Genomic DNA, 18876 nt, shown 5'->3' with positions numbered 1-18876 from the left:
TGTGCGACACCCGACAAGCATCCCGGACAGCTCCCCGATTGTCATCTATCGGACAGAGTCCGAGAATCCGACAATCCTTTTTCATCAATGCATTATCAGATGGCACGCCCCCTGCATCACGCCGATGCAGAGCCATTTCCGGCGCCAGGATGGGAGAAGCGGGCATGCTCCAGGACAAGATCCAGGACGTCTTCAACGAACCGGGCTGCGCGACCAATCAGGCCAAGTCGGCCAAGGAGAAGAAGAAGGGCTGCACCAAGTCGCTGAAGCCGGGGGCGGCCGCCGGCGGCTGCGCCTATGACGGGGCGATGATCGTGCTGCAACCGATCGCCGACGCCGCCCATCTGGTTCATGGCCCCATCGCCTGCCTGGGCAACAGCTGGGACAACCGCGGCTCCAAATCCTCCGGTTCGCAGCTCTACCGCACCGGCTTCACCACCGACCTGTCGGAGCTGGACGTCATCGGCGGCGGCGAGAAGAAGCTCTACCGCGCCATCAAGGAGATCGTTCAGCAATACGACCCTCCGGCCGTCTTCGTCTATCAGACCTGCGTGCCCGCCATGACCGGCGACGACATCGCCGCGGTCTGCAAGTTCGCGACGCAGAAGCTGGGCAAGCCGGTGATCCCGGTCGATGCCCCCGGCTTCGTCGGATCGAAGAATCTCGGCAACAAGCTCGCCGGCGAAGCCCTGCTCGACCACGTCATCGGCACGGTGGAGCCGGACCACACCACGCCCACCGATGTCTGCATCATCGGCGAATACAACCTCGCCGGCGAGCTGTGGCTGGTCAAGCCGCTGCTGGACGAGATCGGCATCCGCCTGCTGTCCTGCATCTCCGGCGACGGCCGCTACAACGAGGTTGCCCAGGCCCACCGCGCCCGCGTCACCATGATGGTGTGCAGCCAGGCGCTGGTGAATGTCGGCCGCAAGATGGAGGAGCGCTACGGCATCCCCTATTTCGAGGGCTCCTTCTACGGCGTCTCCGACATGTCGGACACCCTGCGCACCATGACCCGCATGCTGGTGGAGCGCGGCGCCGACAAGAGCCTGATCGACCGCGCCGAAGGCGTCATAGCCCGCGAGGAAAGCCGCGTCTGGCGCCGCCTGGAACCCTACAAGCCGCGCTTCGAGGGCAAGCGCGTCCTGCTGTTCACCGGCGGGGTCAAGAGCTGGTCAATGGTCAGCGCGCTGGAGGGCGCCGGTCTGACCATCCTCGGCACCTCCACCAAGAAATCGACCAAGGAGGACAAGGAGCGCATCAAGAAGATGAAGGGTGAGGAGTTCCACCAGTGGGACGACCTGAAGCCGCGCGACATCTACAGGATGCTGGCCGACAATCAGGCCGACATCATGATGTCCGGCGGACGGTCGCAGTTCATCTCGCTGAAGGCCAAGGTTCCCTGGCTCGACATCAACCAGGAGCGCCACCACGCCTATGCCGGCTATGACGGCATCGTCAATCTCTGCGAGGAGATCGACAAGACGCTGTCGAACCCGATCTGGCGGCAGGTCCGCCAGCCGGCGCCGTGGGAATCCGGCCCCTCCTCCACTCTCTTGGCGGCGGAGTAAGGCTGATGTCGCACATCCAGCGTTTCCCCTCCGCCGCCAAGGCCGCCTCGACCAACCCGCTGAAGATGAGCCAGCCGATTGGCGCGGCGCTTGCCTATCTCGGCGTCGACCGCTGTCTGCCGCTGTTCCATGGGTCACAGGGCTGCACCGCCTTCGGGCTGGTGCTGCTGGTCCGCCATTTCCGCGAGGCGATCCCGCTGCAAACGACGGCGATGGATCAGGTTTCCACCATCCTCGGCGGCTACGACAATCTGGAACAGGCGATCCGAACCATCGTCGAGCGCAACAAGCCCGCCATGATCGGCGTCGCCACCACCGGCGTCACCGAGACCAAGGGCGAGGACATGGGCGGCCAGTACACGCAGTTCCGCCAGCGCAACCCCGACATGGCCGACACCGCGCTTGTCTTCGCCAGCACCCCCGACTTCGCCGGCGGTTTCGAGGACGGTTTCGCCGCCGCCGTCACCGCCATCGTCGAGCGGCTGGTCGAACCGTCGCCGGTGCGCATCCCGACCCAGGTCAATGTGCTGGCCGGCTGCCATCTGTCGCCGGGCGACGTCGAGGAACTGCGCGACATCATCGAAGGCTTCGGCCTGTCGCCGATCTTCCTGCCCGACCTGTCGCTGTCGATGGCCGGCCGGCAGCCGACCGACTTCACCGCCACCTCGCTTGGCGGCGTGACGGTGGAGCAGATCCGTGCCATGGGCGCCTCGGCTGCCACCATCGTGGTTGGCGAGCATATGCGGGTCGCCGGCAATGCGCTGGAGCTGAAAACCGATGTGCCCAGCCATTTCTACAGCCGGCTGACCGGGCTGGCGGCGTCGGACAAGCTGGTCCGTCTGCTGATGGAGCTGTCGGGCCGGCCGGCGCCCGCCCGGCTGCGGCGCCAGCGCGAAAGCCTGGTCGACGCGATGCTGGACGGGCATTTCTTCTTCAGCCGCAAGCGTATCGCCGTCGCGCTGGAACCCGACCTGCTCTACGCCGTCACCGGCTTCCTCGCCGACATGGGGGCGGAGGTTGTCGCCGCGGTGTCGCCGACGCAAAGCCCGGTTCTGGAGCGGCTGAAGGCCGCCACCATCATGGTCGGCGACCATTCCGACGTGGAAACCTTGGCCCGCGATGCCGACCTGATCGTCTCCAACTCGCACGGGCGGCAGGGTGCCGCACGGATCGGCGTGCCGCTGCACCGCATGGGCCTGCCGATGTTCGACCGGCTCGGGGCGGGCCTGCGCGTCCAGGTCGGCTACCGTGGCACGCGCGAGCTGCTGTGCGGGATCGGCAATCTGTTCCTTGCCCGTGAGATGGACCACGAGAGCCATGACCACGGGCACGACGACCACGGGGAATCTCATGGCTGCGGAGGCGGATCATGCGGATGCAACGCCGTCTGAGCGTGGTGCAGGCCCCACGCCCGACCAAAGGAGGATCGATGAAGGTCGCTTTCTGCACCCAGGACATGCAGCACGTCGATGCGCATTTCGGCTGGGCCAAGAACATCGCCGTCTATCAGGTCGACCGCCAGGGCCATGCCTTTCTGGAAACCTTCCAGTTCGGCGGCTCGATGTTCGAGGACGGCAACGAGGACAAGCTGGTGCCCAAGCTGGAGGCGCTGGCCGACGTCGCCATCCTCTATCTGTCGGCCATCGGTGCCTCGGCTGCCGCCCGCGTGGTGGCCAAGAAAATCCATCCGGTGAAGGTCGAGGCCACCGAGTCCATCCCGGCCTTGCTCGACAAGCTGGTCCAGACGCTGAACGGCAACCCGCCGCCCTGGCTGCGCAAGGCGATGGGCGAAACGCCCGAATTCCATTTCGACGAGGAGGAGGTTTGAGCATGGCTGCAGAGAGCGCTGATGTGGCTGAAGTGTCCGTCGCCGACCAGTTCGTGAAGACGCTGGTCCTGCTGTTCCGGGCCGAGGACAGCTATGGCGCCTGGGAAGGCAAGCCGGACGAGGCCCTGCTCGCCCCCTTCATCCTGGACAAGGAGGCACGGGCCGCCATCCCGATCATCGGCGATCCCGATCCGGACACGCTGTGGCGGCTGGAGCTGTTCTACAAGGCGGTCGGTGTAACGGTCGAAAAGCAGACCGGGATGATGGCCTCGCCGATGATGAAGATGAGCCATGAGGGTTTCGGCCGCATGATCCTGACCACCGGCCGGCTGGTGGTGGTGTCGAAGTCGCTGCGCGACGTCCACCGCTTCGGCTTCCCCAGCATCGAGAAGCTGGCCGCCGACGGCGCCAAGCTGGTCGAGGAAGCGGTGGCGCTGATCCGGGAATATCCCGACGTCGCCAATCTCTGATCGACCGGGAGCACGACCGTGAGCGACATCGACGCCCTGAAGGACGAGATCAAGAAGCTGAACGCCCGCGCCACCCAGAAGAAGATGGATTTGCACGATCTGTCGGAAGAGCTTCCGCAGAACTGGCAGAGCATCCTGACGGTGGCGCAGGAAACCTATGACGCCTTCAAGACCCTGACCGAGAAGCGGGCGGCGCTGAAGGCGCTGGAGACGGCATAACCCCTCCCTTCCCAAAGACAAGCTTAGGCGCAGCCTTTCCCGAGAGGAGCATTCCCATGGCTGAGTTCCTGACCGGCACCACCCGCGGTGGTCAGAGCTGGACCCCGAAATTCGTCCAATCCATCGATCAGAAGCAGTGCATCGGCTGCGGCCGCTGCTTCAAGGTGTGCGGGCGCGGCGTGCTCGACATGATCGGCCTGACCGAGGACGGCGACATCGTCGATGCCTTCGACGACGAGGCCGAGAAGAAGATCATGACGGTCAAGGAAGCGGCCAACTGCATCGGCTGCGAAAGCTGCTCCAAGGTGTGCTCGAAGAGCTGCATCACCCATGCGCCGGTGGCGGCCTAGAGTGCGATCAATTCAAGCGGAATCGCTTGAAGCGTGAATCACACGGAAAACCAAAAGCTTAGAGTCTGTCCGATGCTTATTGAAGCATTGGACAGACTCTAAAAACGGGGGCTGACGCACAGGCGCCAGCCCCACACGCCTTCTCAGTAGGCGTATTCCTTGAACACCGGATCGACGCTGCCGCCCCAGGGACCGTTGAATTTCTCCAGAAGCTCGTCGGCGGGGCTGCGGCCGCTTTCCGCGATGACCTGAAGCGTGTCGAGGAAATGCGTCTCGTCGTCGCCCCAATTGTCGTTGCGGGCGCGACGGGCCAGACCGTCGCGGGCAATCGCCACCATCTCCAGCGCGACATCGCGCACCGTCCCCTTGCGGAACGTCGTGCGCAGGCCCGACCGCGGCACCTCGGCACGCAGATGCGCCCGCTCGGCCGTCGTCCAGTCCTTCGCCAGATCCCAGGCAGCATCCAGCGCCACCTGATCGTAGAGCAGCCCGACCCACAGGGCCGGCAGGGCGCACAGGCTGCGCCACGGGCCGCCGTCGGCGCCGCGCATCTCCAGATACTTCTTCAGGCGCGCTTCCGGGAAGGCGGTGGTGGTGTGGTCGGCCCAGTCGGTGATCAGCGGCAGCTCGCCCGGCAGGGCCGGCAGCTTGCCGTCGAGGAAATCGCGGAAGGACTGGCCGGCCGCGTCGATGTAGGTGCCGTCGCGGTAGACGAAGTACATCGGCGTGTCGAGCAGATAGTCGACATAGCGCTCGAAGCCGAAGCCGTCCTCGAACACGAAGGGGATGTCGCCGGTGCGGTCGGGATCGGTGTCGGTCCAGATGTGGCTGCGGAAGCTCTGGAAGCCGTTCGGCTTGCCCTCGGTAAAGGGGGACATGGCGAACAGGGCCGTCGCGATCGGCTGGAGGGCCAGCGAGACGCGGAATTTCTTCACCATGTCGGCTTCGGACGCGAAGTCCAGATTGACCTGCACGGTGCAGGTCCGCGTCATCATGTCGAGGCCGAGCGAGCCGACCTTCGGCATGTAGTCGCGCATGATCTTGTAGCGGCCCTTCGGCATCCACGGGATGTCGTCCCGCGTCCATTTGGGCTGGAAGCCCAGCCCCATCATGGCGATGCCCAGTTCGGACCCGACCTCCTTCACCTGACGCAGGTGGCGGTGCACCTCGGCGCAGGTCTGGTGCAGGGTCTCCAGCGGGGCGCCGGACAGTTCCACCTGCCCGCCGGGCTCCAAAGTGATGTTGGCCATGTCCTGGACCAACGCGATGATGTTGCCCTTCTCCTCCACCGGCTGCCAGCCGAAGCGGGTCATCCGGGTCAGCAGCTCGCGGATGCCGTCCGGCCCGTCATAGGGCAGCGGCCGCAGGTCGGAAGTGCGGTAGGCGAATTTCTCGTGCTCGGTCCCGATGCGCCAGTTGGACGCCGGCTTGCAGCCGGATTCGAGATAGGCCGCAAGCTGGCGGCGGTCGGTGATGGGTTCGCCGCGCGTGGTCGGGGGTGCGGACATGAAGTCTCTCGCGGGAAGTGGACAGGGGATCGGCCGGGTGACGGCCGGTTACGGGATCGGCGCGCGGAAAGGCGGACGCCGGTCGCTTCCCCCGGCAGTCCAATCCCCGGCCAAGGACTGCCAGCAAGCCAACGCCGCCACCACCGCCGTGTCGGCCCGCAGGATGCGCGGACCCAATCCCACCGGAACAACAAAGGGAAGTTTGGCGAGTTCGTCAAGTTCCGACTGGTCAAAGCCGCCCTCCGGCCCGACCAGCAGGGCTGCGGGACCGGGCGGCGCGTCGCGCAACACCTCGGCAACCGGACGGGCGGACCCGGCCTCGGCGCACAGATAGAGCTTGCGGTCGGCCGGCCAGCCGGCCAGCGCGCGGTCCAGCGGCACGGCATCACCCATCTCGGGCACGCTGAGGCGTTCGCACTGCTCGGCCGCCTCCACCGCATTGGCGCGCAGCCGGTCGAGGTTGACCCGGTTGGGATCGGTGCGGCGGGTGAAGACCGGCCACAGACGCGATACCCCCATCTCGGTCGCCTTCTCTGCGACGAAGTCGATGCGTCCCTTCTTCAGCGGGGCGAAGAGCAGCCACAGGTCGGGGGTGGTGTCCTGCTCCCGCCGCTGCTCCGCCACTGTCAGCGAGCACCAGCCCTTGCCGAAGCCGTCGATCACCGCCCGCCATTCGCCGTCGCGGCCATTGAACACGGCGACCGGATCGCCGCGGTCCAGCCGCAGGACATGGCGCAGGAAATGCGCGCGTTCATGGTCCAGACCGACCGACTGGCCTTCGGCCAGCGGGCTGTCGACATACAGGCGGGTCTTGATCGGGTCGGCCATTGCACTCGTCTCCGCGGGGCGGCCCCGACTATAGCCGGGCGCGGACGCGCAAGTCAGCAGACGAGAAACCAGTCATGCGGGTACGCGGCGGCTGGGCGCACTCCCGCCGCATCGCGGTCAGGTCGCGGCGATCAGCGCGTCGATCTGGCGGCGCAGGTCATTGGGTTGGACCGGCTTGTGCAGGATGCGGATCTGGTCCGCCTTGGCCGCGGCCAACAGCTCGGCCCCGGTGTCGCCCGTCAGGATGATGGCGGGCACATTGGTGCCGACGGCCTCGCGCACCGCCCGCACGGCGGTGATGCCCGACCAGCCGTCGCGCAGCCGGTAATCGGACAGGATCACGCACGGAACCGGACTGCCGGGCAACTTCGTCAGGACGGTTTCCACATCCTCGGCGGCAAGCACCTGGTAACCCCAGGTGTCCAGCATGATTTCCATCCCGGCCAGGATGATCGACTCATCATCAATGACGACGGCGAAACGGTCCGGTGTCGCGCTTATGTCCATTTGCGATTGCAAGCCGCTGAGGTTATGACAAAGAAACAGTATTGGTACGATTTTGACGCGTGCAAGATCCGGAACTGCAATTTCTCATGGCTTCAGCACGGCTGTTTCGCCGCACCGCACTTGCCGCACGGATGACAGCCCGATAGGTTCCCCCAGATCGTGGCCGTTATTGCCGCACCGATTGCCTGTTCGGACCTTCTCATAGCACAGCGGAACCGCCGCCGTCATGCCCACTGCCTCCACCGGCCCCACCCTTCCCGAGTCCGGCTTCACCGACATCCGTCAGGATGGCTGGATCGCCCGCCGGCTTCCCGCCCGTCTGCGCCCGTATGTCACGCTGGCGCGACTCGATCGCCCGATCGGAACATGGCTGCTGCTGTTCCCCTGCTGGTGGAGCGTGGCGCTGGCAATGCCGCAGCCCTTCCGCGACTGGCCTTCCCTGCTGTGGTTGATGGCTCTGTTCGGCATCGGCGCGGTGCTGATGCGTGGCGCCGGCTGCACGGTCAACGACATCCTCGACCGCAAGTTCGATGCCATGGTGGAGCGCACCCGCTCGCGTCCGATTCCGTCGGGACAGGTGTCGGTGCGTCAGGCGCTGGTCTTCCTGATCGTCCAGCTTCTGGTGTCGCTGCTGGTGCTGGTGCAGTTGGGAATGACCGCCATCGGGCTGGGCGTGCTGTCGCTGCTGCTGGTCTTCACCTATCCATTGATGAAGCGCATCACCTGGTGGCCGCAGGCCTTTCTGGGGCTGACCTTCAACTGGGGCGCCCTGATGGGCTGGGCAACGGTGCAGGACACTGTCGGCTGGCCGGCGCTGGTGCTTTATGTCACGGGCATCGCCTGGACGCTGGGCTATGACACCATCTACGCCCACCAGGACAAGGAGGACGACGCCCGTATCGGCGTGAAGTCCACCGCGCTGCGCCTGGGCGACCAGAGCAAGATCTGGATCTACGGCTTCTATACACTGACCTATGTCGGTATCGGCATTGCCGGCCGTCTGGCGGGCCTGGGCGGTCTGTTCCTGCCGGTGCTGTCGCTGGCGGCGCTGCAACTGGCGTGGCAGGTCGCGACGTGGCGGCCCGACGACCAGGGCGACTGCCTGGACAAGTTCAAGTCCAACCGCTGGTTCGGCTGGTTGGTGCTGGCGGCGATCCTGGCCGGAAAAATATAGCCAGGGAAGATATAACCGGGCATGGCGGGGAGGCTGTGAACCGCCCCCCTTCCCGCAAAAACAAGACGCGCAAACAAAAAGAGCGGAGCAAAGCCCCGCCCCCCGAAATTCTCAATTCCGCCCTGCTCAGCGTTCGCTGGTATCGGCCAGCTGGGCGACGGCGTTGGTGGAGCCGGGCTTGCGGCTGGGAGCAACCGTGCGGGGAACCTCCGCAACCGTCACCGGAGCGGCATGAGCGCTGGCCGGCTTGCGCGACGGCAGGACGGCGACGTCCATGCGCTGCGGCTTCTGCGGGGCGTGGGAGGCGACGGCGGTCGTCGACAGGCTCTGCGGCTTGCGGCCGGGAACCGAGACGCTGTGGCCCTTCTGCTGATGCAGCGAGGCTTCCATCATGCGCGGGCCATTGGCCTTGACGCGGCCGCGCGGGCTGCTGGCGAAACCCTGATCCATGCCGCGGTCGCCGGCGTCGAGCATGCGGCCGCCGCGCGGGGCATCCGACTCGCCTTCCGGCATGATGAAGCCATAGGCGGCATAGACGCGCAGGCCGAGCTGATCGGTCGGCTCGTGCCAGACGCGAACGGCAGACCAGTCGTTGTTGCGGGACACGTCGACCACCCGCATGCCGCGACGCAGCCCGTCGCCATCGAGCCAGCTGTGGTCCACCTCGATGGTGCGGCGGTCGATCACAGCACTGACCAGCGAGACATGGCCACGGCGCATGTGGCCGGTGCGCTTGAAGACGAGGACGGAGCCGACAGCGGGGCGGTGTTCACGGTCATACTGACCGGCGGCATGATCCCACCAGGTCCAGGCATCGCCGCGAATGGTGAAATCGGAAATGGAGCGGACCGTACGAACGCAGTCGCCGTCTTGCGCGGCAGCCGTCGAAACGGCAAGGGGGCTCAGCGCGATCAAAGCCGCAAACGAAAGGCCGATGGCGGTTCCCCTCTGCCGCATGACTCCCCCAATCCCTCTGTTTTCCCCTGGTGGAAACGGGTAACACGGGTTCGCAGCTGTGTCTACACCGTTTGAATTATGTAACATTCATAAGGCATCGGCTGCCATCCTCGCAACAGCGGAGTCCCTTGGGAATCCTCGTATGAACAACGCATCCCCCCCAGATTTCGTCCGCGACAACACCACGCTGACGACCACGCCGCTGTTGCCGGAAATCAAGCTTCATCTTGCCACCGAGGTGACGCCACTCTGGCAGGCGACAGAGGAAACCTTGGCCGCCACAAATTTGCCACCGCCATACTGGGCTTTCGCTTGGCCGGGCGGGCAAGCTGTGGCGCGGCTGTTGCTCGACCAGCCGGAGCTGGTGGCCGGCAGGTCGGTGCTCGATTTTGCCGCAGGCACCGGGCTGGTCGGCATCGCCGCGATGAAGGCGGGAGCGGCGCGGGTGCAGTCCTGCGACATCGACCGCTTCTCACTGGCCGCCATCGCGCTGAACGCCGAGGCCAACGGGGTGGAGGTCAAGCCGGTCAGCGCCGATCTGGTCGACCGGCCATTGCCGGGCATCGACGTGGTGCTGGCCGGCGACGTCTGTTACGAGCGGCCGATGGCCGAACGGGTGACGGCATGGCTGCGCGGGATCGCCGCCACCGGCACGCTGGTGCTGCTGGGCGACCCCGGCCGCGCCTATTTCCCCGGGAGCGGAGTCGAGAAGGTGGCGAGCTACACCGTCCCGACCTCTCTGGAGCTGGAGGATCGGGAGACGCGCGAAACGACGATCTGGCGCCTTCTCCCTAACGGGTAAGGCGCGAAACGGCCAGCCGCAGGTCGGCGAGAAAAGTCGGCTGCTCCACCAGCTGGCCGCGCAGCAGATAGCTGGGGTGGAAGGTCGGCACCACCTCCACCCCCTCCAGCAGGCGGCAGGGCAGCACCTTGCCGCGCAGTTGAAGGATGCCGTTCTCCCCGGTCAGCGCCCAGGTGGGTGTCCGACCGAGCGCGACGATCACCGACGGCCGGTAGGCGGCCAGGGTGGCGCGCAGATGCCCGACCTCGCCGGCGAACTCGGCCAGCAGCCGGTCCGAGGTGCCGAAGGCGCCCCAGCTCTCGTCGATCTCCCGCCCCTCCTTGCGGGCGCGGGCGCGCGAAGAGAAGAAGTGCCCGACCTTATTGCCGGGCGGCTGGTAGCGGAAGACGTTGGCGACGAGGCATTCAGCCCGTTCGATCCCGACTGCTGCCAGCGAATCGTCCAGCAGCTTGCCGCTGCGCCCGACGAAGGGGGTGCCCTGCCGCGCCTCCTCCGCCCCCGGCGCCTCGCCGACGATGGCGAGCCGCGGCCCGTCCACCGGCCGGGTCGGATACTGGTAGTCGGCGAAGGGCAGGTCGGTGCGCAGGTCGGTCATCGGATCGCTTCCATAAGGGCATCTGGCAGACGCGGGCGGGGCACCGGGCTTGCCGAAGCGGCGGCCCGACCCCAAGCTTGTAGGTGGGACGGTTCTAGCCCAGACCGGACAACCTAACCAACAGGGGAGAGATCGGGATGACACCGCAAGCGCCGACGATGCAGGAGTTGGCCGGCAAGACCTGCGAACCCTGCCGCGGCGGAATACCGCCGATGGACCGCGCGATGGCCTCCTCCTATCTGGTGCAAGTGCCAGGCTGGGCCCTGAAGGAGGATCCAGACCGCATCGAGCGCGACTTCAAATTTCCCGATTTCGTCCAGGCCCAGGCCTTCGCAAATCAGGTCGGCGATCTCTGTGAAGCGGAAGGCCACCATGCGGAGATCCGTTTCGGCTGGGGCCACTGCTCTGTCGCCTTCTGGACCCACAAGATCAGGGGACTGCACGAGAACGACTTCGTGATGGCGGCGAAGGTCAATGGCCTGGCCGAGGCGCCCTCCGTGCCGGCGTCGGTAGGGACTTCCCCACCGCCTTACGTTCAGGGGGCGTGAAGTAGACGGCTACCCCCACAGCGCCGCGACCGGCGGCTGGACCACCGCACCCTCATAGACCAGCCCCGGCTCGCGGTCGCGGGCCAACAGCAGCGGGCCATCCAGGTCGACGTAGCGCGCGCCCTGCCCCACCAGCATCGCCGGCGCCATTGCCAGCGACGTCGCCACCATGCAGCCGACCATCACCTCGAAGCCCATGGCGTGCGCCGCCCGGCTCATCGCCAGCGCCTCGGTCAGGCCGCCGGTCTTGTCCAGCTTGATGTTCACCACCCGATAGAGCCCGCGCAGCGGCTCAAGCGAGTCCAGCCCATGGCAGGACTCGTCGGCGCCCAAGGGCACCGGGCAGTTCACGCCACGCAAGGCCTCGTCCTGGCCGGCGGGCAGCGGCTGCTCGATCATCTCGACGCCCAGACCGGCGAGCACCGGGGCGAAATCATGCAGCTGGTCCAGCGTCCAGCCTTCGTTGGCGTCCACCACCAGCCGGGCGGACGGCGCGGCGGCGCGGACGGCGCGGACACGGTCGAGGTCGCCCTCCCCTGTCAGCTTCATCTTCAGCAGCGGATGGCGCGGCGCCCGCTCCCGCGCCGCGGCGGCCATCGCCTCCGGCTCGTCGACGCTCAGCGTGTAACAGGTGACGAGCGGCCCTGGCGGCTCGACCAGCCCGGCAAGTGTCCAGGCCGGCACGCCGCAGCGCTTGGCCTCCAAGTCCCACAAGGCGCAATCCAGGGCGTTGCGGGCGGCACCCGGCGGCATCCGCCGGGCCAACGAGTCGCGATCGAGTCCGGCGGCAACCGCATCGCCCATCGCCTCCAGCGCGGCGACGACGCCGTCGACGCTCTCGCCATAGCGGGCATAGGGCACGCATTCGCCACGGCCGCGATGGTCGCCGTCGGCCACCTCCGCCACCACCACGGCGGCTTCGGTCTTGGCCCCGCGTGAGATGCGGAAAGCGCCGCGGATGGGGAAACTCTCCCGGCGGACGGTCAACTGCTGAGCGGACATGCTCTGGAACCCCGAAACGGAACAGGGCCGGGAGTGTATCCCGGCCCCGTCCCTGAAGGCGACAGGCTTGCGGAGAGCGGCCTCACCGCTCCTGGATGATGACCCCGTACCACCCCAGCCCCTTGTAGGTCTCATAGCCGGGCGTCAGGGCATAGCCGACGAGACGGTCCTTGTCGTCGATATAATGGCCCATGGTACCGGCATTGCGGCGCAACGGCACCGTCTCCGTCAGCAGACCGCGACCGTCGGACGAGGCGATGACCCGGTGACGGGCATCGAGCAGCAGGCAGCGCGACTTCTCGCGCTCGCCGGCCTCCAGCCGCACGCCCTCGACCACGGCGGCGGCCTGCGGCTCCCAGTCGAAGAAAATGCCGAGCACGCCGATGGCATCGCCATCCGCTTCGCCGTCGCGGCGTATGGCCGTGGCATAGGTGGCGACGACACGGTCGTCCAGGCTGCGGTTGCGGGCGACGTCGCCGACGGTGAACTCTCCGCCGTTGCGGGTCGCCAACGCCTGCCGGAACCACGGCTCGTCCGACACGTTGGCGCCGCGGGCACCGGGATAGCGGTCGGGCCGGCCGTTGGCGATGACGGTGCCGTTGCGGTCGGCGATCCAGAGGTCGAGATAGACGGTGTAGGATTCCAGGATCACGCCCAGCCGGCGCGAGGCATGGCGGCGCGCCTCCTCGGTCGGGTCGGCGGCGCAATCGACCACCGCGCTGTCGGTCGCCCACCAGCGCACATCGCAGGAGCGTTCATACAGGTTGCGGTCGATGATCTCGATCATGTTGAGCGACAGGTCGGCCAGCCGCTTGCCGTGCATCTCCTGCACCATGGCGCTGCCGGTGGTGGTCAGGTGGTCGACGCGGGCGACGATCTCCGACCGCAGTTCCTTGGTGATGCTGTTGACCTGGGTCGAGATCTCCGAAACCTCGTTGGCGACGACGGCGAAGCCGCGCCCGGCATCGCCGGCCCGCGCCGCCTCGATCAGGGCGTTCATGGCCAGCATCTTGGTGCGCCGGGTGATGTCCTCGATCAAGGACACCTTTTTCGAGGCAACATCCAGCACGCCCCGCGACAGCTCGAACAGATCGGTGCCTGCCATGCTCATCGTCTTGTCCCCCGTCATGACCGTCCCTGCGTCCTCCAAATCAAAAGCCGTGCCAACGGTCGCAGGCGCTCCGTGAACCACCCGCCCGCCCGGTTTCCGCGGCACTTGGCCGCGGGCGGAATGCCGAAGCCCGGCCAATGGGGGGTGGTCTACGGTTAAGCTGCTGAAACAGCAGGCATACTGGCGTCGGGTTGCTCAACCGGTTGCAGACTTGCCATCAGCGCGGCAGTCTTGTTGCCGACACGTAACATGAATTCGCCACGAATTCGCAATAAAAATTCTTATCTGCGGCGCCGCGCGTCAGATCGCTTCCGCATTGCAAAAATCCCATCCACATCCTGTGCACATTCGCCGGGCAGTTGATGCAAGGCGCCTCTCCGCACCGGCGAACCACCGTCAGGCGACGCGGTGCATCTCTTCGAGGAAGTGCTGGACCTCACGGGTCAGGCGGTCCGCTTCGGCGGCCATGCGTTCGGAGGCGGCGAACACCTCGTGCGCGGTGCCGCTGGTGCGGTCGGCAGCGTCGGTGACGTCACGGATGTCGTCGGACACCGCCCGGGTGCCGGCGGCGGCCTGTTCCATGTTCACGACGATCTCGCGCACCGCCGACCCCTGCTGCTCGATCCCGGCGCTGATGCCGGCGGCGATCTGGTTGATCGACTGGATGGTGCGGCCGATGCCGACGATGGAAGTCACCGCCTCGTCGGTGGAGGACTGGATACCGGCGATCTGCGCCGCGATGTCGCCGGTGGCCTTGGCGGTCTGGTCGGCCAACCGCTTGACCTCCTGCGCCACGACGGCGAAGCCTTTCCCCGCCTCGCCGGCGCGGGCCGCCTCGATGGTGGCGTTCAGCGCCAGAAGGTTGGTCTGGCTGGCGATGTCGTTGATCAGGGTGACGACATCGCCCACCGTGCGTGCGGCACCGGACAGGGTGCCAACCAGGGCATTGGAACGTTCGGCCTCGCCGGCCGCGGTCTCGGCAACACGGGCGACATCGCCGATCTGGCGGGCGATCTCGGCGATGGAGGCGGACAGTTCCTCGGTCGCGGCGGCGACGCTGCCGACATTGCTGCCGGTCTGGGCGGCGGACGCGGCGACCGACGACGCCTTGCCGGTGGCCTGGGTCGCGTCAGTCTCCATGGTGCGGGCGGAGACCTCCAGCCGGTGGGCGGTGTCGGCCACCTCGCTGCACACGCTCTGGATCTGTCCCTCGAAGCGCCGGGTCACCCCGGCGAAACCCGCCACCTTCTGCGAGATGCTCTCCGTCGCCGCATTGATGGTGCGGCTGGCGTGCAGGAAGCCGCCCTGCATGCCGCGCAGCATGATGCGGCGGAAATATTTGTGTTCCGACACACTGTGCATGGAGGCGGTCGCCTCGCGCACGAAGGCGTCGGTGCGGTCGATGGCGTCGTTGGTGGCGTGCATCAGCTCGCCCAGCGCCCCGCCCTCGCGGATGCCGATCACGCGCGCCTCGAAATCGCCGGCGGCGATGGCCCGGTTCACCCGGGTCAGCTGATCGACCACCGCGCCGACGCGGCGCAGGGAGACCAGCGCCCCGGCCAGGGCCGCCAGTCCGGCGACGGCCAACCCGACCCGCAACGCAACCCCGCCCAGGCCCAGCAGATCGACGACCGGCAGCACCGCCAGCGCCACGCCGCCCAGCAGGGCCAGTCCGCCGGCCTGCGCCAGGGAAGACTTAAAGGGAGAAGACGAATTCGTCATACCCGATCCCCTTCTCCGCCAGCAGCGCGAGGACGGCGGCGAAACCCGCCTCCATCCCCTGCTTGCGGTCGGCGTGGCTGTTCTCGATGTCCAGAAGCTGGCGGTAGAGCGGGATGACCTTGTCCAGGGCCGACCGTTCCGGCACCCGGCGGGAGGAATGGTAGCCGATCACCCGTCCGGCGGCGTCGAAGCTCGGCGTGACATGGGCGAAGACCCAGTAATGGTCGCCGTTGCGGGCCCGGTTGACCACATAGGCGAAGATCTCCTGCCCGGCCGCCAGCGTGTCCCACAGCAGCTTGAACACGCAGCGCGGCATGTCGGGATGACGGACGATGGAATGGGGGGCGCCCATCAGGTCGGCCTCGCCATAGCCGGCCACCCGCTGGAACACCCGGTTCGCGTAGGTGATCCGCCCCTTCAGGTCGGTCTTGGAAACGATGACTTCATCCGGATCGAAGAAGCGTTCCACCCCCGTCAGGGGAACGTCGCGTCGTGCCATGTGCCTTCCGGTCTCCCGCTTCCCGAACCCGCGCGGTCTCAAGCGCCCGCCTCAAGCGCCCGACAGCGGCAAAACGACAGCGGCGAAACGCGGCGGCGGTAACGGAATATGTCCGGATCGACATGCCGCGCGATATCCCGCACCGCGGGAGCCGCAACGAAATGCACTGTAATGTGACGGAAGGCGACAGGAAAGGCCCTACCCATTGCGAGGCCGAAATATTTGGGTGGCCATCATCCGTTCGGCTGAGGACGGATTATTCCGGCGGATAGGGGATGGTCAACAGCCGGTCGGCCGGCGGGTTGTCCACCGTGACCACGGTGCCGTCGGGCCAGCGCACCTCGACCTGCTCGACCTCGTGCAACGCGCCGAGACCGAAATGGGCGACCGGCTCGCCCTGGCAGAGATAGCCGGACCCGGCGGAGACCGCCCGGCGCTGGCGCCGCCCGCCGGCGATCAGGATGACCACGGCACCACGGGCCGGAGCACCGAAGGGGGTCAGCGGCTGCACGCGCAGCCAGCCGTTGTTGGTGGCCGCCGGCCGATAGACCGACAGCGGCTGGGCCGCACCGTCGGCGGCGCCATGGCTGTTGCCGTGTGAAGCGCCATGCGCCAGCACCAGTTCCAGACGGCCGTCGCCGTCGATGTCCGCGGCGACGGCCCCGGTGCCGAACCCCTTCGGCTCCGCCGCGTCGCCCAACTCCAGCTCCTGCCACTGGTCGTTCCGCCAGCCGAACAGGCGGTTGGGCTCGCCATGGGCGTGGAAGAACAGCTCCTCATAACCGTCATTGTCGAAATCGGCGGCAACGACGGTGAAAATGCGGCCGGGCATCGACAGATCGGCGTCGGCCGATTCGACGAAGGCGCCGCCCATGCGCTGGTGGAACAGCCGCTGCGCCCCATCCCAGGTGCCGACCACCAGATCGAACAGGCCATCACCATCGACGTCCAGCGCCACCACCGCCCGTCCGGACGGGCGCGAGTCGGCGATGCCGCGCTCCTCGGCGATCTCCTCGAAATTGCCGTCGCCCAGGTTGCGGAACAGCTGGTTGGGGCCGCCGTCGTTGACCGTCACCACATCCATATGGTCGGACACGATGGGCAGGGCGGTGACGCCGCGCGCCGCACCGATGGAGTCGAGCCCGGCCTCCTCCGCGCCATCCTCCAGCCGGCCGCGGCGGGTCAGTTCGTACAGGCGCAAGGGCCCGCCATCGGTCGCCACCAGGAAGCCGTAGCGGCCATGGCCCCAACGGTCGATCGCCGCCACCGCGCCGGCCACCGTGTGGTTGGCCGCCCCGGCATTCTCCGCCTGCGCGAACAGGTCGATCCAGTGCTTGCCGAAACAGGCGAACAGCCGGTCGGCCATATCCTTGGTGCCGGTGGCGCGGTCGGAATTGACGATGTAAAGCTCCTCCCGCCCGTCGCCGTCGATGTCGGCGGCGGCCAGCCCCAGCGCCGGGCCGGCAGGATCGGCGAGGAGCGGGTTGGCGACATCGACCAGACGGCCGTCGACCCATTTCAGGACGAGGTTGGCGGTTCGGTAGCCGGCCACGACCAGCTCGAAGGCGCCGTCGCCGTCGACGTCCGTGACCGCAATCCCGTTCGACGGCCGCGGCGGGTTCTCGGCGATCAGCGACGAGCAATCGAGGAACATCGGCACCCTCTTGTCCCGTTGTCGGTCCGCGACCGTCACCCCAGACACTCCGTGAAAGACAGGCCTTTCAGAACAGGCCCTTGGAGCCATTGGGCTTTCGTGCGGCGTATCTCTGTTGATACCCCGTCCCCGCCCGGCCGTAAACCCGGACGGAGGATCAGGGACGGCCTATGTCCGATGCCGCATCCCGAATACCCGGCGGGAAATGGCTGGCCCGGAACGAAAAATCCCCCCGGGCACGGCGGCTCCGGAGGGATTTCGTCTGGTCGGACGACACGTCGGATCAGATGCGCTTCTTGCCGGCATTGCCGACGGCGCCACCGGCCGGGCGCTTGGCCGCGGCATCATCGTTGCCGGCCGGCTTTTCCGCCGCCTTGGCCGCCGCGGCAGCCTTGGCCTGCTCGCGCGCCGGCAGTTCGATATTGACCTCCAGCGTCGAGCAGTCGCCGCCGCGGTCGAGCTTCACCTCGACCTTGTTCTCGTCGATGTTGACGTATTTGGCGATGACCGCCAGCAGTTCCTGCTGGAGCATCGGCAGATAGTCGGGACCGCTGCGCCCGGCACGCTCGTGCGCCATGACGATCTGCAGACGCTCCTTGGCCTGGACGGCCGACGCGCGGGGTGCCGCGCGGAAGAAGTTGAAGATGCTCATGCGCTCCTCCGCAGGAGCCGGCTGAACAGGCCCTTCTTCTGGGGGGTGACGAAGCGGTGCTCGATGTCCTCGCCCAGGAAGCGGCCGACCGCGTCCGAATAGGCCAGACCGGCGTTCGACACCTCGTCCAGGATCACCGGCATGCCGACGTTGGAGGCGCGCAGCACCGCCTGGCTTTCCGGGATGACGCCGAGCAGCGGAATCGCCAGGATCTCCAGCACGTCGTCGACCTTCAGCATCTCGCCCTTCTCGACGCGCTCGGGGTCGTAGCGGGTCAGCAGCAGCTGCTGGGTCACCGGCTCAAGCCCCTGCTCGGCCCGGCGGGAGCGCGAGTTCAGCACGCCCAGGATGCGGTCGCTGTCGCGCACCGACGAGACTTCCGGGTTGGTGACGATGATCGCGTGGTCGGCAAAATAGAGCGACATCAGGGCGCCACGCTCGATGCCGGCCGGGCTGTCGCACAGGATGTAGTCGAAGTCCTTCGACAGTTCGTTCAGCACCTTCTCCACCCCCTCGCGGGTCAGCGCGTCCTTGTCGCGCGTCTGCGAGGTCGGGAGGATGTAGAGGTTCTCGATCCGCTTGTCCTTGATCAGCGCCTGGTTCAGCTTCGCTTCGCCGTTGATGACGTTGATGAAGTCGAAGACCACCCGGCGTTCGCAACCCATCACAAGATCCAGGTTGCGCAGGCCAACGTCGAAATCGATGACGACCGTCTTGAAGCCGCGAAGCGCCAGCCCGGTTGCGAAGGCCGCGGACGAGGTCGTCTTGCCGACACCGCCCTTGCCGGAGGTCATGACGATGATCTTGCTCAACGGAGCCTCTCCCATAATCCCAAAGTTGCCGTCACCGGTACCAAACACCATCCGAAGATTGCCGTCT

The 18876-nt window shown here is 66.9% G+C and carries 20 protein-coding genes and 1 pseudogene; 9 read left to right on the top strand and 12 right to left on the bottom strand.

The window, feature by feature from the left end:
- The first annotated feature begins 164 nt into the window (after positions 1–164).
- Genes nifE through fdxB form a run of 6 tightly spaced genes read left to right on the top strand, consistent with a single transcriptional unit; the run spans position 165 to position 4438 of the window.
- Positions 165–1571, top strand: coding sequence for a nitrogenase iron-molybdenum cofactor biosynthesis protein NifE (nifE, locus tag E6C72_RS07830; RefSeq protein ID WP_109087188.1), 1407 nt, complete (start codon positions 165–167; stop codon positions 1569–1571).
- 5 nt (positions 1572–1576) lie between these two features.
- Positions 1577–2962, top strand: coding sequence for a nitrogenase iron-molybdenum cofactor biosynthesis protein NifN (gene nifN / locus E6C72_RS07825; protein WP_109087189.1), 1386 nt, complete (start codon positions 1577–1579; stop codon positions 2960–2962).
- Positions 2941–3399 carry a nitrogen fixation protein NifX gene (gene nifX, locus E6C72_RS07820; RefSeq protein WP_247882032.1) on the top strand — a complete coding sequence of 153 codons (459 nt, stop codon included), beginning with the start codon at positions 2941–2943 and terminating at the stop codon, positions 3397–3399. Before nifN ends, nifX begins: the two co-directional genes overlap by 22 nt.
- 2 nt (positions 3400–3401) lie before the next feature.
- Complete coding sequence (locus E6C72_RS07815; RefSeq protein WP_109087191.1) at positions 3402–3869, top strand: NifX-associated nitrogen fixation protein; 468 nt, start codon at positions 3402–3404, stop codon at positions 3867–3869.
- Between the two features lie 18 nt (positions 3870–3887).
- A complete protein-coding gene (locus tag E6C72_RS07810) occupies positions 3888–4088 on the top strand; it encodes a CCE_0567 family metalloprotein (RefSeq protein ID WP_012973386.1) in 201 nt (66 codons plus the stop codon).
- Positions 4089–4144: 56 nt separating this feature from the next.
- Positions 4145–4438, top strand: a complete 294-nt coding sequence (fdxB, locus tag E6C72_RS07805; RefSeq protein WP_012973385.1) for a ferredoxin III, nif-specific — start codon at positions 4145–4147, stop codon at positions 4436–4438.
- Positions 4439–4581: 143 nt separating this feature from the next.
- On the opposite strand, the gene E6C72_RS07800 is transcribed toward fdxB, so the two are convergent.
- From E6C72_RS07800 to E6C72_RS07790, 3 genes are all read right to left on the bottom strand, one after another.
- A complete protein-coding gene (locus E6C72_RS07800; RefSeq protein ID WP_109087192.1) occupies positions 4582–5946 on the bottom strand; it encodes a glutamate--cysteine ligase in 1365 nt (454 codons plus the stop codon).
- 48 nt (positions 5947–5994) lie between these two features.
- A complete protein-coding gene (locus E6C72_RS07795; RefSeq protein ID WP_109087193.1) occupies positions 5995–6774 on the bottom strand; it encodes a 16S rRNA (uracil(1498)-N(3))-methyltransferase in 780 nt (259 codons plus the stop codon).
- Between the two features lie 117 nt (positions 6775–6891).
- On the bottom strand, positions 6892–7281 hold the full coding sequence (locus E6C72_RS07790; protein WP_109087194.1) for a response regulator: 390 nt from the start codon (positions 7279–7281) through the stop codon (positions 6892–6894).
- 226 nt (positions 7282–7507) lie between these two features.
- Here E6C72_RS07790 and ubiA point away from each other — a divergent pair, with 226 nt between their 5' ends.
- On the top strand, positions 7508–8455 hold the full coding sequence (gene ubiA, locus E6C72_RS07785) for a 4-hydroxybenzoate octaprenyltransferase (RefSeq protein WP_109087195.1): 948 nt from the start codon (positions 7508–7510) through the stop codon (positions 8453–8455).
- A 126-nt stretch (positions 8456–8581) separates the two neighbouring features.
- Here ubiA and E6C72_RS07780 read toward each other — a convergent pair whose 3' ends face one another.
- Positions 8582–9412 (bottom strand): CHAP domain-containing protein, encoded by an 831-nt coding sequence (locus E6C72_RS07780; RefSeq protein ID WP_109087196.1) that lies wholly within the window; start codon positions 9410–9412, stop codon positions 8582–8584.
- Between the two features lie 142 nt (positions 9413–9554).
- Here E6C72_RS07780 and E6C72_RS07775 point away from each other — a divergent pair, with 142 nt between their 5' ends.
- Positions 9555–10214, top strand: a complete 660-nt coding sequence (locus E6C72_RS07775; protein ID WP_109087197.1) for a methyltransferase — start codon at positions 9555–9557, stop codon at positions 10212–10214.
- Here the strand turns inward: E6C72_RS07775 and E6C72_RS07770 are convergent.
- Positions 10204–10809 (bottom strand): uracil-DNA glycosylase, encoded by a 606-nt coding sequence (locus E6C72_RS07770; protein WP_109087198.1) that lies wholly within the window; start codon positions 10807–10809, stop codon positions 10204–10206. The two genes, E6C72_RS07775 and E6C72_RS07770, sit on opposite strands and share 11 nt — an antisense overlap.
- Before the next feature lie 137 nt (positions 10810–10946).
- Between E6C72_RS07770 and E6C72_RS07765 the strand changes: the two genes are divergently transcribed.
- Complete coding sequence (locus E6C72_RS07765; RefSeq protein WP_109087199.1) at positions 10947–11357, top strand: 4a-hydroxytetrahydrobiopterin dehydratase; 411 nt, start codon at positions 10947–10949, stop codon at positions 11355–11357.
- A gap of 9 nt (positions 11358–11366) precedes the next feature.
- Here E6C72_RS07765 and dgcA read toward each other — a convergent pair whose 3' ends face one another.
- The 7 genes and pseudogenes from dgcA to minD form a co-directional block, all read right to left on the bottom strand.
- Positions 11367–12359, bottom strand: coding sequence for an N-acetyl-D-Glu racemase DgcA (gene dgcA, locus E6C72_RS07760; protein ID WP_109087200.1), 993 nt, complete (start codon positions 12357–12359; stop codon positions 11367–11369).
- An 82-nt stretch (positions 12360–12441) separates the two neighbouring features.
- On the bottom strand, positions 12442–13488 hold the full coding sequence (locus E6C72_RS07755) for a methyl-accepting chemotaxis protein (protein ID WP_109087201.1): 1047 nt from the start codon (positions 13486–13488) through the stop codon (positions 12442–12444).
- Positions 13489–13866: 378 nt separating this feature from the next.
- Entirely contained in the window at positions 13867–15192 is a 1326-nt protein-coding gene (locus tag E6C72_RS07750) for a methyl-accepting chemotaxis protein (RefSeq protein ID WP_109087202.1), read from the bottom strand.
- A complete protein-coding gene (locus tag E6C72_RS07745; RefSeq protein ID WP_109087203.1) occupies positions 15167–15691 on the bottom strand; it encodes a PAS domain-containing protein in 525 nt (174 codons plus the stop codon). The genes E6C72_RS07750 and E6C72_RS07745 overlap by 26 nt, the downstream gene beginning before the upstream one ends.
- A gap of 256 nt (positions 15692–15947) precedes the next feature.
- On the bottom strand, positions 15948–17345 hold the full coding sequence (locus tag E6C72_RS07740) for a CRTAC1 family protein (RefSeq protein WP_109087204.1): 1398 nt from the start codon (positions 17343–17345) through the stop codon (positions 15948–15950).
- Positions 17346–17748: 403 nt separating this feature from the next.
- Positions 17749–17997, bottom strand: a pseudogene (gene minE, locus E6C72_RS07735) (cell division topological specificity factor MinE); the annotation flags it as partial.
- A complete protein-coding gene (gene minD, locus E6C72_RS07730) occupies positions 17994–18809 on the bottom strand; it encodes a septum site-determining protein MinD (RefSeq protein ID WP_014247062.1) in 816 nt (271 codons plus the stop codon). The pseudogene minE and the gene minD, both read right to left, overlap by 4 nt.
- Positions 18810–18876 lie beyond the last annotated feature (67 nt).

This window comes from Azospirillum sp. TSH100 (assembly GCF_004923295.1).
In the GTDB taxonomy this organism is placed as follows: Bacteria; Pseudomonadota; Alphaproteobacteria; order Azospirillales; family Azospirillaceae; genus Azospirillum.
Note: the sequence above shows the minus strand (reverse complement) of the source record. Positions and strands in the feature narration are given on the sequence as shown.

Coding starts and splice junctions, on each gene's coding strand:
- nifE (WP_109087188.1), top strand. CDS start 165: ATGCTCCAGGACAAGATCCAGGACGTCTTCAACGAACCGGGCTGCGCG.
- nifN (WP_109087189.1), top strand. CDS start 1,577: ATGTCGCACATCCAGCGTTTCCCCTCCGCCGCCAAGGCCGCCTCGACC.
- nifX (WP_247882032.1), top strand. CDS start 2,941: ATGCGGATGCAACGCCGTCTGAGCGTGGTGCAGGCCCCACGCCCGACC.
- E6C72_RS07815 (WP_109087191.1), top strand. CDS start 3,402: ATGGCTGCAGAGAGCGCTGATGTGGCTGAAGTGTCCGTCGCCGACCAG.
- fdxB (WP_012973385.1), top strand. CDS start 4,145: ATGGCTGAGTTCCTGACCGGCACCACCCGCGGTGGTCAGAGCTGGACC.
- E6C72_RS07800 (WP_109087192.1), bottom strand. CDS start 5,946: ATGTCCGCACCCCCGACCACGCGCGGCGAACCCATCACCGACCGCCGC.
- E6C72_RS07795 (WP_109087193.1), bottom strand. CDS start 6,774: ATGGCCGACCCGATCAAGACCCGCCTGTATGTCGACAGCCCGCTGGCC.
- E6C72_RS07790 (WP_109087194.1), bottom strand. CDS start 7,281: ATGGACATAAGCGCGACACCGGACCGTTTCGCCGTCGTCATTGATGAT.
- ubiA (WP_109087195.1), top strand. CDS start 7,508: ATGCCCACTGCCTCCACCGGCCCCACCCTTCCCGAGTCCGGCTTCACC.
- E6C72_RS07780 (WP_109087196.1), bottom strand. CDS start 9,412: ATGCGGCAGAGGGGAACCGCCATCGGCCTTTCGTTTGCGGCTTTGATC.
- E6C72_RS07775 (WP_109087197.1), top strand. CDS start 9,555: ATGAACAACGCATCCCCCCCAGATTTCGTCCGCGACAACACCACGCTG.
- E6C72_RS07770 (WP_109087198.1), bottom strand. CDS start 10,809: ATGACCGACCTGCGCACCGACCTGCCCTTCGCCGACTACCAGTATCCG.
- E6C72_RS07765 (WP_109087199.1), top strand. CDS start 10,947: ATGACACCGCAAGCGCCGACGATGCAGGAGTTGGCCGGCAAGACCTGC.
- dgcA (WP_109087200.1), bottom strand. CDS start 12,359: ATGTCCGCTCAGCAGTTGACCGTCCGCCGGGAGAGTTTCCCCATCCGC.
- E6C72_RS07755 (WP_109087201.1), bottom strand. CDS start 13,488: ATGACGGGGGACAAGACGATGAGCATGGCAGGCACCGATCTGTTCGAG.
- E6C72_RS07750 (WP_109087202.1), bottom strand. CDS start 15,192: ATGACGAATTCGTCTTCTCCCTTTAAGTCTTCCCTGGCGCAGGCCGGC.
- E6C72_RS07745 (WP_109087203.1), bottom strand. CDS start 15,691: ATGGCACGACGCGACGTTCCCCTGACGGGGGTGGAACGCTTCTTCGAT.
- E6C72_RS07740 (WP_109087204.1), bottom strand. CDS start 17,345: ATGTTCCTCGATTGCTCGTCGCTGATCGCCGAGAACCCGCCGCGGCCG.